Origin of the sequence: Microbacterium sp. K27 (genome assembly GCF_004794435.1) — a bacterium.
GTDB lineage: Bacteria > Actinomycetota > Actinomycetes > Actinomycetales > Microbacteriaceae > Microbacterium > Microbacterium maritypicum_A.
Genome location: NZ_SSDK01000024.1, coordinates 19,621 through 36,054 on the forward strand (window position 1 = coordinate 19,621; position 16,434 = coordinate 36,054).

Annotated in this window: 14 protein-coding genes; 10 read left to right on the forward strand and 4 right to left on the reverse strand. The window is 68.7% G+C overall.

Translation table 11 applies throughout. The features are described from left to right. Positions 1–16 precede the first annotated feature (16 nt). Positions 17–1,432 carry an RNB domain-containing ribonuclease gene (locus DW307_RS01075; RefSeq protein ID WP_136023693.1) on the reverse strand — a complete coding sequence of 472 codons (1,416 nt, stop codon included), beginning with the start codon at positions 1,430–1,432 and terminating at the stop codon, positions 17–19. 79 nt (positions 1,433–1,511) lie between these two features. Between DW307_RS01075 and DW307_RS01080 the strand changes: the two genes are divergently transcribed. Together DW307_RS01080 and DW307_RS01085 are read left to right on the forward strand one after the other, a co-directional pair. Then, complete coding sequence (locus tag DW307_RS01080; protein ID WP_136023694.1) at positions 1,512–2,282, forward strand: isocitrate lyase/PEP mutase family protein; 771 nt, start codon at positions 1,512–1,514, stop codon at positions 2,280–2,282. Positions 2,283–2,324: 42 nt separating this feature from the next. Next, positions 2,325–4,085, forward strand: a complete 1,761-nt coding sequence (locus DW307_RS01085) for a proline--tRNA ligase (RefSeq protein ID WP_136023695.1) — start codon at positions 2,325–2,327, stop codon at positions 4,083–4,085. A 17-nt stretch (positions 4,086–4,102) separates the two neighbouring features. On the opposite strand, the gene DW307_RS01090 is transcribed toward DW307_RS01085, so the two are convergent. Then, a complete protein-coding gene (locus DW307_RS01090; protein ID WP_029258182.1) occupies positions 4,103–4,606 on the reverse strand; it encodes a pyridoxamine 5'-phosphate oxidase family protein in 504 nt (167 codons plus the stop codon). Between the two features lie 141 nt (positions 4,607–4,747). Between DW307_RS01090 and DW307_RS01095 the strand changes: the two genes are divergently transcribed. Next, complete coding sequence (locus DW307_RS01095; protein WP_136023696.1) at positions 4,748–5,788, forward strand: LOG family protein; 1,041 nt, start codon at positions 4,748–4,750, stop codon at positions 5,786–5,788. Here DW307_RS01095 and DW307_RS01100 read toward each other — a convergent pair. Then, positions 5,757–7,112: a flavin monoamine oxidase family protein gene (locus tag DW307_RS01100; RefSeq protein ID WP_036330861.1), complete on the reverse strand. Its 1,356-nt coding sequence runs from the start codon at positions 7,110–7,112 to the stop codon at positions 5,757–5,759. The genes DW307_RS01095 and DW307_RS01100 overlap by 32 nt on opposite strands. A gap of 130 nt (positions 7,113–7,242) precedes the next feature. Between DW307_RS01100 and nusA the strand changes: the two genes are divergently transcribed. The 5 genes from nusA (at position 7,243) to DW307_RS01125 (ending at position 14,140) form a co-directional block, all read left to right on the forward strand. After that, positions 7,243–8,226 carry a transcription termination factor NusA gene (nusA, locus tag DW307_RS01105; protein ID WP_021199402.1) on the forward strand — a complete coding sequence of 328 codons (984 nt, stop codon included), beginning with the start codon at positions 7,243–7,245 and terminating at the stop codon, positions 8,224–8,226. 62 nt (positions 8,227–8,288) lie between these two features. After that, entirely contained in the window at positions 8,289–8,543 is a 255-nt protein-coding gene (locus DW307_RS01110; RefSeq protein ID WP_081859620.1) for a YlxR family protein, read from the forward strand. Between the two features lie 94 nt (positions 8,544–8,637). Further along, a complete protein-coding gene (gene infB, locus DW307_RS01115) occupies positions 8,638–11,379 on the forward strand; it encodes a translation initiation factor IF-2 (protein ID WP_136023697.1) in 2,742 nt (913 codons plus the stop codon). A 94-nt stretch (positions 11,380–11,473) separates the two neighbouring features. Beyond that, a complete protein-coding gene (gene rbfA, locus DW307_RS01120; RefSeq protein WP_021199404.1) occupies positions 11,474–11,899 on the forward strand; it encodes a 30S ribosome-binding factor RbfA in 426 nt (141 codons plus the stop codon). A gap of 162 nt (positions 11,900–12,061) precedes the next feature. Next, on the forward strand, positions 12,062–14,140 hold the full coding sequence (locus tag DW307_RS01125; protein WP_136023698.1) for a response regulator transcription factor: 2,079 nt from the start codon (positions 12,062–12,064) through the stop codon (positions 14,138–14,140). A gap of 39 nt (positions 14,141–14,179) precedes the next feature. Here DW307_RS01125 and DW307_RS01130 read toward each other — a convergent pair whose 3' ends face one another. Next, positions 14,180–15,046 carry an A/G-specific adenine glycosylase gene (locus DW307_RS01130; RefSeq protein ID WP_136023710.1) on the reverse strand — a complete coding sequence of 289 codons (867 nt, stop codon included), beginning with the start codon at positions 15,044–15,046 and terminating at the stop codon, positions 14,180–14,182. A gap of 127 nt (positions 15,047–15,173) precedes the next feature. Between DW307_RS01130 and truB the strand changes: the two genes are divergently transcribed. Both truB and DW307_RS01140 read left to right on the forward strand, forming a co-directional pair. Next, positions 15,174–16,067: a tRNA pseudouridine(55) synthase TruB gene (truB, locus tag DW307_RS01135; protein WP_136023699.1), complete on the forward strand. Its 894-nt coding sequence runs from the start codon at positions 15,174–15,176 to the stop codon at positions 16,065–16,067. Next, complete coding sequence (locus tag DW307_RS01140; RefSeq protein ID WP_136023700.1) at positions 16,064–16,432, forward strand: hypothetical protein; 369 nt, start codon at positions 16,064–16,066, stop codon at positions 16,430–16,432. Before truB ends, DW307_RS01140 begins: the two co-directional genes overlap by 4 nt. Positions 16,433–16,434 lie beyond the last annotated feature (2 nt).

A 16,434-nucleotide genomic window follows, 5' to 3' on the forward strand; every position in this document is an offset into this window, starting at 1 on the left:
GCCGATGAGCAGAAGGTCAGATCGCTAACTCGACTTCGCCCTTCGCGATGTCCGCACGCACGATGCGGAGTCGCACGACATCACCCGGCTTCGCACCCGGCGGCAGCGGTGCGGTCGCTGTCACGGCGGGATCGGCGATCTGCACGGCTGCGCGTTCACCGCGCAGCTCGATCACGGTCGCCTCGATCGTCGTGCCGACCAGGGGCGTGAGCAGCGCGGCCTCGACACTGTTGAGCGTCGCCGCGTTGAGGCGCGATGCACGCTGGCCGGATTCCTGCATGAGGGCGGGGAGCTCGCCGAGCGATGCGCGCGCCCATTCGGGGGCGGGCTCGCCGTTCGCGGCGGCGAGGCAGATCGCCAGTGCCCACCGGTCGACGAGTCGGCGCAGGGGAGCGGTCGCGTGGGCATAGGGCGCGGCGATGGCGGCCTGCACGGCGGTATCCGGCGCTTCGCCGTCGAACACCAGGTACCCGGCTCCGCGGAACAGCGACGACGCGGCCTCCAGCACGGGGAGGGTCATCGGGTCGGCGCGGTCGAGCCCGCGAAGGTAGTCGCCGTATGCACCGGCCGTCCACGGGCGCCCGAGGGCCTCGGTCTGATGCCGGAAGGTCTCGAAAGCGGCCGCATCCGGCTCCGGCATCGTCCGGAGGATGCCGACTCCGGCGTCGAGCATGAGGGAAGCTGCAGCCATCCCTGTCATGAGCGAGAGCTGGGCGTTCCACTCCTCCACGGGAAGTGGGCGGCGACGTTCGATCGCATAGGTGCCGTCTTCTGCACGTGCGACTTCTTCGTCGGGCAGATTCAGGCTCGCTCCTCCTCTCAGGCGCTCCTGCTCCATGCGCAAGGCTCCGATCTCCGGGAGCAGTGCCGCCGGGCCGTCCTCGCCGCGGTCGATCGCCAGCTGCGTCGTCGCGTAGTCGAGCTGTGCGCGCGAGCGGATCAGCGCGCGTTCCAGGCGGAAGTCGGAGACGACACCGCTGGAGTCGAGGGCGAAGGTCCACACCAGCGCCGGTCGGTCGACGTCGGCGAGCAGCGAGGCTCGATCCTCGCTCAGCACACGCGGATGCAGCGGGATCGAACCATCCGCGGCATACAGTGTCTGTCCGCGACGCCGTGCCTCGGCATCCACCGCACCGCCCGGTGCGACGAACCCGGGGACGTCGGCGATCGCGTAGCGAACGGTGTATCCGGTCCCCGCGCGCTCGAGGTGGAAGGCCTGATCGAGGTCGCGAGACCCTTCAGGGTCCAGCGTTGCGAAGGGGACGTCGCGAAGGTCGATCTGTGGCACGGGGGCGGTGGATGCCTCGGCCTCGGCGATGACCTCGTCGGGGAAGTCGAGGGGAGCATCGACAGATTCCCGCAGCCCGGCGAGTGCCGAGGCCAGCTCGGTCTGCGCAGCGGACGGGGCGACGTGTGATCGGCGCTGGGGCATGGCTCCACCCTAGGCGTGGCGATCAGGCGGAGCGGAATGAACCGGCCCCGGGGACGTCATCCCGCGTTAGCGTGGAGTCATGACCACTGCAGCCAAGGCCCAGACCCTTGTCGGACTCTATGACGCACCGGAGATCCTTCGCGTCGTGAATGTGTGGGACGTCGTCTCCGCGCGGGCGGTCGCCGCCCTCCCCGAGACCCAGGCGATCGCCACCGCCGGACACGGCATCGCGGCGTCGTTCGGCTACGACGACGGCGCCACGCCGCGCGAGATCATGATCGACATGGTGGGTCGCATCGCGGCCGCCGTCCATGTGCCCGTGACCGCCGATCTCGACGACGGATACGGCGACGCGGGGGAGACCACCCGCCTCGCCATCGGGGCAGGCATCGTCGGCGCGAACGTCGAGGACCGACTCAAGCCGCTCGACGAGTCCGTCGCCTCCGTCGAAGCGATCGTGAAGGCGGCGGAGGCCGAGGGCGTCCCGTTCGCCCTCAACGCCCGCACGGACGCCTTCGTCCGCGCCGGCGGTCGGCCCGTGCAGGAGAGCATCGCCGATGCCATCCAGCGTGGGCGGGCCTACCTCGACGCCGGAGCGACCGCGGTGTTCGTGCCCGGCATCCTCGACATGAACGTCACGCGTCAGCTCGTCGAGGGCATCGGCGAGCGCAAGATCAGCGTCATCGGGATTCCGGGTGCCCTCGCCGCCTCGGAGTACGAGAAGCTCGGAGTCGCGCGCATCTCCTACGGTCCGCTCCCACAGCGGGTCGCGCTGACGGCGCTGCAGGAGCTGGCGGCCGACCTGTACGCCGGCGGCGTCGTACCCGCGAACCTTCCGGCGCTCAACTGACGTCGTCGAAGACGAGTGACCGCGGCTCACTAGACTTGCTCCGTGGTCACTCGTCTTTCGAACTTCTTCCTCCGCACGCTCCGTGAAGACCCTGCAGGCGCAGAGGTCGCCAGCCACCGGCTGCTGATCCGGGCCGGATACATCCGCCCGCAGGCCGCCGGCATCTTCGCGTGGCTGCCACTGGGTCTCCGCGTCAAGTCGAAGATCGAGACCGTCGTCCGCGAGGAGATGGCCGCCGCAGGCGCACAGGAGGTGCACTTCCCGGCACTCATGCCCCGTGAGTCCTATGAGGCCACCGGCCGCTGGGACGAGTACGGCGACCTGCTCTTCCGTCTGCAGGATCGCAAGGGCGGCGACTACCTGCTCGCGCCCACCCACGAAGAGGCCTTCACTCTGCTCGTGAAAGACCTGTACTCCTCGTACAAGGATCTGCCGCTCACGATCTACCAGATCCAGGACAAGTACCGCGACGAGGCGCGCCCGCGGGCGGGCCTGCTCCGTGGACGCGAGTTCACGATGAAGGACGCGTACTCGTTCGACTCGTCCGATGAGGGGCTGGACGCCAGCTACCTGGCGCAGCGCGACGCGTACGAGCGCATCTTCCAGCGTCTCGGTCTCGAGTACGTCATCGTCCAGGCCGATGCGGGGGCGATGGGCGGATCCCGCAGTGAGGAGTTCCTGCACCCGACTCCGGTCGGCGAGGACACCTTCGTCCGCAGCGCCGGCGGCTATGCGGCGAACGTCGAGGCGTTCACCACCGCGGTGCCCGAGGCGATCGCGTACGACGCCGACGAGTCCCCGGTGATCTTCGACTCTCCCGACACACCGACCATCGAGACGCTGGTCGCGCATGTCAACCGAGAGCTCGAAGGCGAGTACACCGCAGCCGACACGCTTAAGAACGTCGTGCTCGCGCTGACCCACCTCGACGGCACCCGCGAACTCGTGATCGTCGGCATCCCCGGCGACCGTGAGGTCGACGAGAAGCGCGCCGAGGTCGCCTTCGCGCCTGCCGAGGTCGAGACCGCCACAGCGGACGACTTCGAGAACAACCCGCTGCTCGTGAAGGGCTACATCGGCCCCTGGTCACCCACCGGTGCGGTGCTCGGCGAGGAGTCGGCCACGGGCATCCGGTATCTTGTCGACCCGCGCGTCAGCGAGGGCACCAGCTGGATCACCGGCGCGAACATCGACGAGAAGCACGCGCACTCCGTCGTGGCCGGGCGTGACTTCGCCGCGGACGGCATCGTCGAGATCGCGAACGTGCGCGCCGGAGACCCGGCTCCCGACGGCTCGGGCCCGGTGGAGCTCGCGCGCGGCATGGAGATCGGACACGTCTTCCAGCTGGGCCGGAAGTACGCCGAGGCTCTGGGGCTGAAGGTGCTGAACGAGAACGGCAAGCTCGTCACCGTCACGATGGGCTCGTACGGCATCGGCGTGACCCGCATCCTCGCGATCATCGCCGAGCTCAACAATGACGACAAGGGCCTCATCTGGCCGGCGTCGGTCGCGCCGTTCGACGTGCAGGTCGTCGCGGCAGGTCGTGATCAGGTCGCATTCGAGGTGGCGGAAGGTATCTCCGCGCAGCTCGAGGCCGCCGGTCTCGATGTGCTGTACGACGACCGCCCCAAGGTGTCGCCCGGTGTGAAGTTCGGCGATGCCGAGCTCGTCGGAGTGCCGAGGATCGTCATCGTCGGCCGCGGGGCCACCGACGGCCAGGTCGAGCTGTGGGATCGCGCCACGGGGGACCGTGACGCGATCTCCGTCGACGAGGTCGTCGAGCGCCTCACCGTCGCACGCTGAGATCCACGGCCGCGTCGTCAGCAGACGATGCGGCCGTGGTTCATGATGTCGTCGTCCGGCGTATCGCGGGTGACGAGGGACTTGAGCGCTCCGGCAGCGAGGGCGAGTTTTCCCTTCGACGGCTCCCAGAACTCCGTGACCTTCGGAGTCACCTTGAGGAGAGCGATGCCCGGGGTGTCGAGGCCGTCGGCGAACCAGATCTCCAGCGACGCCGAGTAGAGCTCTTCCATCTTCGCGCGGTCGTGCACGACCTCTGCCGTTCCCGCGACGGACACGTAGCGCATCCCCTTCGCATCGCAGTAGGCGAGGCCGACATCGCGGTGCTTGCGTGCCTCATCGACCTTCTCGGTGTCTTCGGCCGTGAAGAACCAGATGTCGCCGGCGTCGTCCATCTGCCGGGTCGACATCGGCCGACTCACGAGGTTGCCGTCGTCGTCGGTGGTGGTGAGCATCGTGATGTCGATGTCCTCCACGAGCTCGACGACGCGGGCGAGGGCTTCGGGTCCTGTGATCTCGGTCATGACGTCAGCGTGCCGCCTGCGGGCGTCGTGGTCACGGGCATTGACACCGTGGCGGTGTCGTGACAGGGAGGCGACGGCGTCTCGCGGCGACACCCCGGCGTTGCGGCCCGTCGTCGCACTGCCGCATGACACCCTGGTGACATGATCGACGCACCCCTCCCCGAAGCCCTCAGCTCCGAGATCAACGCCGTCCTCGACGATGCGGGAGTGCATACCGACCGCAGGCTCGTGATGCGTATGCTGCGCACCGCGATCCTGCTCGGCGAGGACGGCGCCGATCGGCTCGACCTGAAGATCGCCTCGGCGGCGTTGGCCGAGATGCGTGACGCGTTCCGCCTGTTCGCGCCGTTCCGGGGAGTCCCCAAGGTGACGGTGTTCGGGTCGGCCCGAACCCGGCAGGACGATCCGCTCTACCTCACCGCCCGCGACGTCGCCGCCGCACTGGCCGGTGACGGCTGGATGGTCGTCACGGGAGCCGGCCCCGGCATCATGCAGGCGGCTTCCGAGGGCGCGGGCCCCGCGCTCTCCCTGGGGGTCTCCATCCGCCTGCCCTTCGAGGAGAAGCCCAACGGCTTCGTCGCGGGCCAGGACCACGTGGTCGCGATGAAGTACTTCTTCACCCGCAAGCTCATGCTCATCAAGGAATCGCTCGGATTCATCTGCCTCCCTGGCGGCTTCGGCACGCTCGACGAGATGTTCGAGCTGCTCACGCTGCAGCAGACGGGGAAGGCGGAGCCGACGCCCATCGTGCTCCTCGACGAGCCGGGCGGCACCTTCTGGCAGGGGCTGCGGAGCTTCATCGACGACCACCTCGCCCCGACCGGCGTCATCTCGGAGGGCGACTTCGACCGCGTCGTCATCACCGATTCGGTCGACGCGGTCCGGGCGGAGATCACCGGGTTCTGGCACAACTACGACTCGCTGCGATGGGTCGGCGACGCGCTGGTGCTGCGTCTGCGGGCCGAGCCGACGGATGCCGAGATCGAGACGCTCAACGGGCAGTTCGCCTCGATGCTCTCGTCGGGACGGATCGAGCGGACGGAGCCGCGGCCGCCGGAGGTGGCCGACGACGACAACCTCGACCTGCCGCGTCTGATCCTGCACCTGGATCAGCGCCAGGTGGGCAACCTGTTCCGGCTGATCGGTGCGATCAACGCACTTCCGTCTGCTCCCGCGCGGTGATACGGGCGGCGAAGTCAGCGAGGTCGACCGGACGATCGAGGATGCGCTCCGCGGCCCTGTGCCCGGAGTAGAACGCCGCGCCGACCGTCGCCGGCTCGTCACCCCAGGTGGCCTCGCCGGCGAAATGCAGAACGCCGTCGACGGGTCCCGCCAGCGCGTCATGATCGTGATGCGTCGAGCCCAGCGCGAGGTGCGAGTAGGAGCCGTTCGAGAACTCGTCCTCACCCCAGCGGGTGATCCAGTGAGCGAGTGGCTCGCCGACGGCGTCCCCGTAGAGGAGACGCAGCGCGCTGACCGCGTCGGCGACGATCTCGTCGTCCGGACGGTTCTGCATCCGGCGGCCGAACGGCCCGGCGGCAAAGGTCAGCAGGGTGGGGATGCCGCTGACGGCGGAGACGTCGTACCAGGAATGCCAGTGCTCGCCCGCCTCGCCGAGCGCGCGGATCACATAGCTCTCCTCGTTCCAGAACCGCTCGGGGAACTGGACGAACACCTTGTTGAAAACGCCCATCCCCAGCCGTGAGACGGGACCGGCGACCGCATCCGGCAAAGCCGGTTCGAAGGTGATCGTCCCGGCTTTGAGCACGCCGAGCGGCACGGTGACGATCGCCCGGTCTGCGCGGTACTCGGTGCCGCCCGCGTGCACGACGACTCCGTCCGCCGAGCGGCTCACCCGGGTCACGACGGTCTTCAGCCGCACGTCGAGGCCGGCCCCGATGCGCCGCGGCAGCTCGTCGTACCCGCGAGGGAAGATCACCTCGTCTCCGTCGATCGCATCCTCGTCGAGACCGTGCGCGTCGAGGTCGCCGATCCACGCGCCGCACTGCTCCTCGACCCGATGGCGGAAGAACTCGCGGACGTCGTCGATGCGCTCGGGCGACAGCCCCGACCTGTCGAGAGCGCGTTCGGTGACATCGAGATAGGTGTCGCCGGAGGAGGACGAGGCGATCTCCTCGACGAGAAGACGGTCGGCGAGTTCGACGTCGGCGACCCATCGCGAGGTGGCTGCCTCGTCCATGGCACGACCCTCGCCATCGAAGTTCTCGATCGGTCGACCACCCACCTGGAAGCTGCCCACCGTGTACTCGATCGCCGGGATCCTGAGCGCGTGGACGAGGTTCCACAGCGGCGAGTCCTCGATGCCGTGGATCCACGATGCACCGAGATCGACGGAGAATCCGGCACTTCGGTCGGTGTGCATCCGGCCCCCGATGCGGTCACGTCCTTCGAGGACGACGACACTCCGGCCCGCGTCGGCGAGCATGCGCGCGCTCGTGAGCCCCGACATCCCGGCGCCGATCACGATCGTGTCGAATGTGCTCACGTGCTCCTCCTCGAGCGGCTCCGGATCCCGACACCGCCGCCGCCGTGCGAGGGCCGGTGGGCACAGGGTATCGTGGTACGGATGTCGCGCGTGCGAACAGGCGCGACGAGAGCTGAATAGAGAGGCCGTCATGGACATCGAACTGAGTCTGCTGCGAGGGATCGAGAAGGAGAAGGCGATCCCCTTCGATGAGCTCGTCGCGATCATCGAACAGGCGATCCTGACCGCGTACTCCAAGCACGTCTCCGCCGACGGCGTCACTCCCGAGGGCGTCCGCGTGGATCTCGACCGCAAGACCGGCCACGTCGCCGTGCTGCAGGTCGTCAAGGACGAAGAGGGCGCGATCATCGGCGAGGAGGACGCCACGCCGGACGACTTCGGGCGTATCGCGGCGTTCGCGGCCAAGCAGGTCATCAGCCAGCGTCTGCGCGACATCGCGGACGACGTCGTGCTCGGTGACTTCAAGGACAAAGAGGGCGACATCGTCGCCGGTGTGATCCAGCAGGGCCCGAACCCCCGCATGATCCACGTCGATCTCGGAGCCGTCGAGGCGATCCTGCCGCCGGAGGAGCAGGTTCCCGGCGAGGAGTACACGCACGGCTCGCGTTTGCGCGTGTATGTCACCAGTGTCGCCAAGGGTCTCAAGGGGCCGCAGATCACGGTCTCGCGCACGCACCCCGGCCTGGTCCGCAAGCTCTTCGCCCTCGAAGTGCCCGAGATCGCTGCCGGTCTGGTCGAGATCGTCGCCCTGGCCCGCGAGGCCGGTCACCGCACGAAGATCGCGGTGAAGGCGAACGACCCGTCGATCAACGCCAAGGGTGCCTGCATCGGCGAGCTCGGGCGTCGCGTGCGCGCCGTGACCGAGGAACTCGCGGGCGAGAAGATCGACATCGTCGACTACGACGCCGATCTGCCGACCTTCGTGGCGCACGCGCTCTCACCGGCCAAGGTGACGAGCTCCTTCGTGCTCGACGCCAGCACCAAGGCCGTCCGTGCCCTGGTGCCCGATTACCAGCTGTCGCTGGCGATCGGTAAGGAAGGTCAGAACGCTCGTCTGGCCGCCAAGCTCACCGGCGCGAAGATCGACATCCAGCCGGACAGCGTCCTCGACTGACACGGCTTCGGCCTTCCGCCGCGCCCGGGAGCGGGCGAGGTGGGGTGAAACGCAGGTGTAAGATGGAACCCGTACGAACGTGCGTCGGTTGTCGCACGCGTGCTCCCCGCTCCGCCCTTCTCCGGGTGGTGGCCCAGAACGACACCCTCATCCCCGATGAGCGTGCTGTCCTGCCGGGGCGTGGCGCGTGGGTGCATCCGACAGCTGAATGCATGGCGGCCGCTCTGCGGCGGCGAGCTTTCGGACGAGCACTGCGTGTGACCACTCAGCTGGACACACGGACCTTCGAACAGCACCCACCAAGAAACAAAGGCTGAACAGCTATGGAAACAAAGTGAACGGCTCGAAATGAGACCCGTCCGCGACTAGTGGTCTGCCCTGTCTGGGTGGACCGACTCAGACAGGAGAATTGTGGCTGGTGAACCACGCGTACACGAGATCGCCGCCGAACTCGGCGTCGACAGCAAGATCGCACTTGCGAAGCTCAAGGAACTCGGCGAGTTCGTGAAGAGCCCGTCCTCGACCATCGAACCGCCCGTTGCGCGCAAGCTGCGCGCGGCGATCGAGGCCGATGGCTCGCTCAAGGGCTCCGCTGACGCCGCTCCCGCGGCGAAGCCCGCGGCTGCGAAGCCTGCAGCTGCGAAGCCCGGTGCCAAGCCGGCACCGACCCCGGGCCCCAAGCCCGGTCCGAAGCCTGCCCCGGAAGCTCCGGCCCCCGCACCCGCTGCGCCGGCTCCCGCCCCTGCCCCCGCGGCAGAGGCTCCCGCCGCATCCGATGCGGCGAAGCCGGCCGAGAGCGGCGCGCCGACTCCCGGTGCTCCGCGTCCGGGTAACAACCCCTTCTCGTCGGCGCAGGGCATGGGCCAGCGTCCGGCCGGTCCGCGTCCGGGTAACAACCCGTTCGCGTCGGCTCAGGGCATGGGCCAGCGTCCGACGCCGGGCAACATCCCGCGTCCGCAGGCTCCGCGTCCCGGCGCACCCCGTCCGGGTGCCCCTCGTCCCGGCTCGCCTCGTCCCGGTGCACCGCGCGGTGGCCAGGGCGGTCGTCCCGGTGCTCCGTTCCAGCAGCGTCCCGGCGGCCCCGGTCGTCCCGGCGGTGCCGGCGGACCCGGCGGTGCCGGCGGTCCTGGAGCACGCCCCGGCGGCGGCGGTTTCGCCGGTCGTCCCGGTGGCGGTGGCGGTCGCGGCCGTGGTCCCGGCGGTGGTACCGCAGGTGCCTTCGGCAAGGGCGGCGGCAAGAGCAAGCAGCGCAAGTCGCGGCGGGCGAAGCGGCAAGAGTTCGAGATGCGGAGTGCTCCGGTCGTCGGTGGCGTCAACGTCACCCGCGGTAACGGAGAGATCATCCGCATGCGCCGCGGCGCATCGATCGCGGACTTCGCCGACAAGATCGAGACGCTCACCGGCTACACGGTCCAGCCCGGAACCCTCGTCACCATCCTCTTCAACCTGGGTGAGATGGCCACGGCCACCGAGTCCCTCGATGAGGCGACGTTCGAGGTCCTGGGTGCTGAGCTCGGCTACAAGATCCAGATGGTCTCGCCCGAGGACGAGGACAAGGAGCTCCTCGAGGGCTTCGGCCTCGACCTGGAGGCCGAGCTGGAGGCCGAGAGCGAAGACGACCTCGAGATCCGTCCGCCGGTGGTCACCGTCATGGGTCACGTCGACCACGGTAAGACGCGACTGCTCGACGCGATCCGTCAGACCAATGTGATCGAGGGTGAAGCCGGTGGCATCACCCAGCACATCGGTGCCTACCAGGTGTGGACCGAGCACGAGGGCATCGAGCGCGCCATCACGTTCATCGACACCCCGGGTCACGAGGCGTTCACCGCCATGCGTGCTCGTGGTGCGCAGGTCACCGACCTCGCGATCCTCGTGGTCGCGGCCGACGACGGCATCATGCCGCAGACGGTCGAGGCGCTGAACCACGCCCAGGCGGCGAACGTGCCGATCGTGGTCGCGGTGAACAAGGTCGACAAGCCCGACGCCAACCCTTCGAAGGTGCGTCAGCAGCTGACCGAGTACGGGCTGGTCGCCGAGGAGTTCGGTGGAGACGTCATGTTCGTCGATGTCTCGGCTCGTGCGGGCACCGGCATCCAGGAACTCCTGGACGCCGTGCTGCTCACCGCCGACGCCGGTCTCGACCTGACCGCCAACCCGAACAAGGCCGCTCGTGGTGTCGCCATCGAGGCGAAGCTCGACAAGGGCCGCGGTTCGGTCGCAACGGTGCTCATCCAGTCCGGAACGCTCCGGATCGGTGATGCGATCGTCGCGGGCACGGCGTACGGCCGTGTGCGTGCGATGGCGGACGAGAACGGCGAGCAGGTCCTCGAGGCCTTCCCGTCGCGTCCGGTGCAGGTGCAGGGTCTGAACTCCGTGCCGCGTGCCGGCGACGTCTTCATCGTCACCGAGGAAGACCGCATGGCCCGTCAGATCGCTGAGAAGCGTGAAGCGGTCGAGCGCAACGCCCAGCTGGCCAAGGCCCGCAAGCGCATCTCGCTCGAGGACTTCACCCGTGCGCTCGAAGAGGGCAAGGTCGAGTCGCTCAACCTCATCATCAAGGGTGACGTCTCCGGTGCCGTCGAGGCACTCGAGGAGTCGCTCCTCAAGATCGAGGTCGACGACTCGGTGCAGCTGCGCATCATCCACCGCGGTGTGGGTGCCATCACCGAGTCCGACGTGAACCTGGCGACGATCGACAACGCGATCATCGTGGGCTTCAACGTCCGTCCCGACACGAAGGCGCGTGAGCGTGCCGCCCGTGAAGGCGTGGACATCCGTTTCTACTCCGTCATCTACAACGCGATCGACGAGATCGAGAGCTCGCTCAAGGGCATGCTCAAGCCGGAGTACGAAGAGGTCCAGTCGGGTGTCGCCGAGATCCGCGAGGTGTTCCGCTCCTCGAAGTTCGGCAACATCGCCGGTGTCATCGTGCGGTCGGGAACGATCACGCGAAACGCCAAGGCTCGCGTCATCCGCGACGGTGTCGTGCTGGCCGATGGTCTCGCCATCGAGTCGCTGCGTCGCTTCAAGGACGATGTCACCGAGGTCCGCACGGACTACGAGGCCGGTATCGGCCTCGGCAAGTACAACGACATCCAGATCGGCGATGAGATCGAGACGACCGAGCTCGTCGAGAAGCCTCGCGGCTGATCACTTCGAAACACCTTCGGGCGTCTCCCTCTCCTGCTCCTTCCGAGCACGGAGACGGGGGACGCCCTGAGGGTTCCTGGACAGGGAGATAACAATGGCAGGCGAAAGACAGGCCCGTCTCGCGGATCGGATCCGCGTGATCCTCGCCGAACGGCTGGAGAAGGGGCTGCGCGACCCGCGCCTCGGCTTCGTCACCATCACGGATGTCCGCGTGAGCGGCGACCTTCAGCATGCATCGGTGTTCTACACGGTGCTGGGGACCGAGGAGGAGCGCATCTCCAGTGGTGCGGCGCTCACGTCGGCGACCGGAATGCTGCGTAGCGAGGTCGGACGGCAGCTGAGCACTCGGCTGGTTCCGACGCTCGAGTTCATCCCCGACGCGCTTCCGGAGAACGCCGACCACATCGGGGCGCTGCTCCGTGAGGCGCAGCAGCGTGATGCCGACGTCGCCAAGCTCGCTTCGTCGGCATCCCATGCCGGTGACGCGGACCCCTACCGCACGGACGACGACGCGGAGTGAGCGCCGTTTGATACGCTCGGCTTCGCGGGACCGGCTCCCGCGAAGCTGAGGGGGATCGGCATCGAGGGTACGGGCACGTCTGGGGGGCCGTTCATCGCGCCCGCCGCCGTCGGTCTCCTCCTGGAAGAACTGCTCGCGCAGGATCTCGGCTGTGCTCCACATGTGCTCGCCCGGTTGGCCGGCGATCTGGATGCCGACGCTGCCACGATCCGCGCGGTCGTCGAGCGGTTGACTCCGCACCAACGCCATGGGCTCCGACCGTTGCCGTCGCCGTTGCCCCTGGTCGCGGCGATCTCACGCAGGTTCGAGGGACTGCTGCTCGACGAGCGGGATCGTCAGCTCCTCCTCGCGCTCGCGGTCTGCTTGGACGATTCGTTGGGTCCGCTCCTGGAGTTCGACGGACGCACGGCGACCGAGATCGCCGCTGCCGCCGTCGGCGATCACTTGACCCTGCACGCCGGCCGCGTGCGTTTCGTCGACGCCCGACTCTCGATCTGGGTGCGGGCGACGACCTGCACTGCCGGGACCGCGCTGGTCCATGAGCGTCTGAGCGCGGTCTTCCTCGATCGTGGTGACCCGATGAGCGCGGACTGGCACCGGGCACGGGCATCTCTCGAGGGCGACCCGTCGACCGCGCGGGAGCTCACCCTCATCGCGCGGCAGCTGAGCGAAGCCGGACATCCGGAGCGTGCACTGATGCTGGCGCGTGAGGCGGCAGAACATGCAGTCGGCGAGGATCAGGACGAGGCGCGGCTCGTAGCCGGGGCGTCGGCGGTCGGTGCCGGGTTCGCGGTGGAGGCCGCCGCCTGGTTGGGGACGCTGTATCCGCACAGCGGTGAACGACACAGGTGGGCGGGGCTCGGGGCTCTGATCGTGGCGCAGACCTTCGTGCAGGGGGCTGTTCCCGGGATCGATCCGACCACCGTGCGGCCGGGATCCGCCGACGAGAGCGATTGGCGTCATTGGACCAGAGCAGCCGCTCTCGCCGCCATCCTCTGCGCCGAGCGAGGAGACCGGCGGGGGATGCGCCTGTGGCTCGATGCCCTCCGGGACGGTGCCGTGCGGATCGGTGCCGAGCAGGAGCTGAGGGATCCGGTCGTCGCGCTGGGGTGGCTCATGGCCGGAGATCGCGATGCCGACATGGTGACGGAGTCGAGCTCGGTGAGCGGGGGGATGCTCCGAACTCTGCGCGCCGCGGTCGAGGGAGACATCGATCTGGGGCTGCGTCTGCTCGTCGTCGATGAATCGACGCCGTCCGGCGGTCCTGATCCTTTCGTGCCGGGCTACGAGCACAGCCCGGTCGTCCATGCGTATCGGTCGGTCGTCGAGGTCCTCCTGCTCGCGTGGCGAGGTGACATCGGTATCGCGCGGGACAGGCTGATCCAGGCGGCGCTCACCCTTCCCATCGCGCTGCCCCTCGCCGGGCTCGGAGTCGTCCTCGCCCGACGCCTCGATCTGGCGGTGCACGGCGAACTCGGCCCGTTCGCCCGGTCGCTCACGCTCACCCTTCCGCCTGGCGCGAAGATGGATCTGCTCGTGGACCGTGGTGTCCGGTCCTTCCTCACCGGCTCCTTCGACGATGCCGCAGCCACGGTCCGGCTCTGGTCCGATCTCGGCGCCCCGCAGACGACGATGACCGTGCCGGGTCTGGACGAGCTGGCCTCGCCTTCTCCCGGTGTCCTCATGGTGGCCGCGTCTCTCGAGCCTCCGGAGATCGCGCTGGCGCAGCAGCTGCGGACACGCATCGCGACGGCGGCGGACGGGCGATGGCGTACGGACGGCGAAGAGGTCGCGGAGATCGCGCGAACGTTGCGTTCGCCGTTCGAGCGGGCGCGCGTGGAGATGATGCTCGGGACCCGGCATGCGATCCGCGACGATCACTCCGCCGCGAGGATCCATCTGCAGTATGCCGAACGACTGTTCGAGCTCTCCGGCGCGACGGCATGGGCGAAGTCGGTGCGCGGGAGGCTGGACCGACTCGAGGCCAGAGAGGGGAGCGTCGTCCCGGCGGTGGGCCTGCTCTCGGCATGCCGTGCCGCCTGGTCGCTCCGACTCACCGCCCGGGAGCTGGAAGTGGCGATGCGTGCGGTCAGAGGGGCAGCGAACCGTGAGATCGGCGAGGAGCTGAACGTTTCGGTCCGCACCGTGGAAGTCCACCTCGGCCGGATCTTCACCAAGCTCGACGTTCGGAGCCGCGTCGAGCTGACGGTACTTGCACATCGCACGGATCAACACGTCTGAGTCGTCATCGTCCGTGATCCGCCGTCGCGCGGGGCGCCGTCAGCGGGGCAGGAACAGGGTGGCCCCGTCGGCTTCGGCGAGCCCGTCGGCGATCAGCGAGTCGATCGCTCGGTCGCGCTGTCCGGTGTTGGGCCAATCCGGGAGGACGGCATCGAGCGGGACGGCATCGGGATCCTGGTTCCGCAGCAGACGCAGCACCGCGCCACGGGCCTGTCGATCGGATCCTTCGTACGTGGCCTGGCGTCGGCGTTCGTCGCCCGTGTCGGGCCGGCCGGCCGCCAGCCAGGCGCAGTTGCCGGCCAGGGGGCACAGCTCACATCGTGGTGCCCGTGACGTGCACACCGTGGCCCCGAGCTCCATCGCCGCCGCGTTGAAGACGGTGGCCTCATCGACGTCATCCGGAAGCAGTGAGGCCATCAGATCGAGGTCACGGCGCGATGCGGGTCCCGGCTGCGCGCGGCCCTCGACAGCTCGGGCCAGAACCCGCCGGGTGTTCGTGTCCACCACGGGGTGGCGGTCGCCGTAGGCGAAGACCGCGACGGCGCGGGCGGTGTAGTCGCCGATGCCGGAGAGCGCCAGCAGCGCGTCCACGTCACGCGGAACGACTCCGCCATGACGATCCGTGATCTCGACGGCAGCGCGGTGCAGCCAGAGCGCGCGTCGGGGATATCCCAGGTTCGCCCATTGCTGCACGACCTCCGCCGTCGACGCCATCGCCATCGTGGCAGGGGTCGGCCACCGATCCAGCCATGCCTCGAGATGCGGAATGACCCTCGTCACCGGGGTCTGCTGCAGCATGAATTCGCTCACGAGAACGCCCCAGGCGCCGAATTCATCATGGAACTCGGATCGGCGCCACGGAAGGTCGCGTGCGGTCGCCCGATACCACGTCGGCAATGGCGACATCAGCTCGAGCGGGGCCGGCGGGAGAGGCACCCCTCCACTCTAAGCGAGCCCATGCACAGCGCGGACGGAGAGCGAACAGGGCGACCGGGCGGCAGGTCGCCGGTCGCGCTCTCGGTAGGCTGGGGGGATGGTCTCGCCCGGCATCCTTCTCGTCGACAAGCCCGCAGGGCTGACCAGCCACGACGTCGTCGCCCGCACGCGACGAGCGTTCGGCACCCGCAAGGTGGGGCACGCCGGAACGCTCGACCCGATGGCGACCGGTCTGCTGGTCATCGGCATCGAGGGAGCGACCAGGCTCCTCACCTACATCGTCGGCGCGGACAAGACCTACACGGCGACCATCCGTCTCGGGCAGACGACCAGCACGGACGATGCGGAGGGGGAGATCCTCACCACCGCCGCGCCCGAGGCGTGGGATTCCGTGACCGATGCTGCGGTCGCGGCCGGCATAGCGGAACTCACGGGTGCGATCTCGCAGGTCCCCAGCGCCGTCTCCGCCATCAAGGTGGACGGACGGCGTGCGTATGACCGCGTCCGCGCCGGTGAAGAGGTCGTGCTCGCGGCCCGCGACGTCGTCGTCTCACGGTTCGACCTGCTCGGCCGTCGCGAGGGCGACGGGTACATCGATCTCGACGTCGTGGTCGACTGTTCATCCGGAACGTACATCCGTTCGCTCGCCCGCGACCTCGGCTCCGCTCTCGGCGTCGGCGGTCACCTCACCGCGCTGCGACGTACTCGTGTCGGGCCGTTCGATGTGACGGATGCCGTCGGCATCGAAGCGCTCGAGGGCGCACCGACCCTGACCCCCGGTGAGGCTGCAGGACGCCTCCTCCCGGTCCTTGCGATGTCGGTCGATGACGCGCGGGACCTCCGCCACGGCAAGCGTCTCGCAGGGCAGGCCGTCCGTCTCGAGAGCCGCCTCGGCGCAGCGATCGACGAGGACGGGGTTCTGATCGGGATCGTCGAGAGGCGCGGCGCAGACCTCAAGAGCGCCATGAACATGCCGGAGGGCGACCGATGATCCTGTGGTTCACGATCGCGCAGATCGTCGTCGCGGTCGCCGCGGGCGTGTTCTGTCTCGTCGCGGGGCTGATCGGCAGACGACCGAGTGACTTCAGCGTCGGTGCTCTGGCCCTCGTCGAGGCGCTGCTCATCGTTCAGGTGATCGTCGCCATCATCGCGCCCTTCTCAGGAAACCCGCCGACCGGAGACCTGCTCGAGTACTGGGTCTACCTGGTCTCCGCCGCGCTCCTGCCCGTCGGCGCGGTGCTGTGGGCGCTCATGGAACGCAGCCGCTGGAGCACCGTGATCCTGGGCGTCGCCGCACTCGCGATCGCGATCATGCTCTGGCGGATGCAGGTCATCTGGGCCGTCCAGCTCGCGTGAGG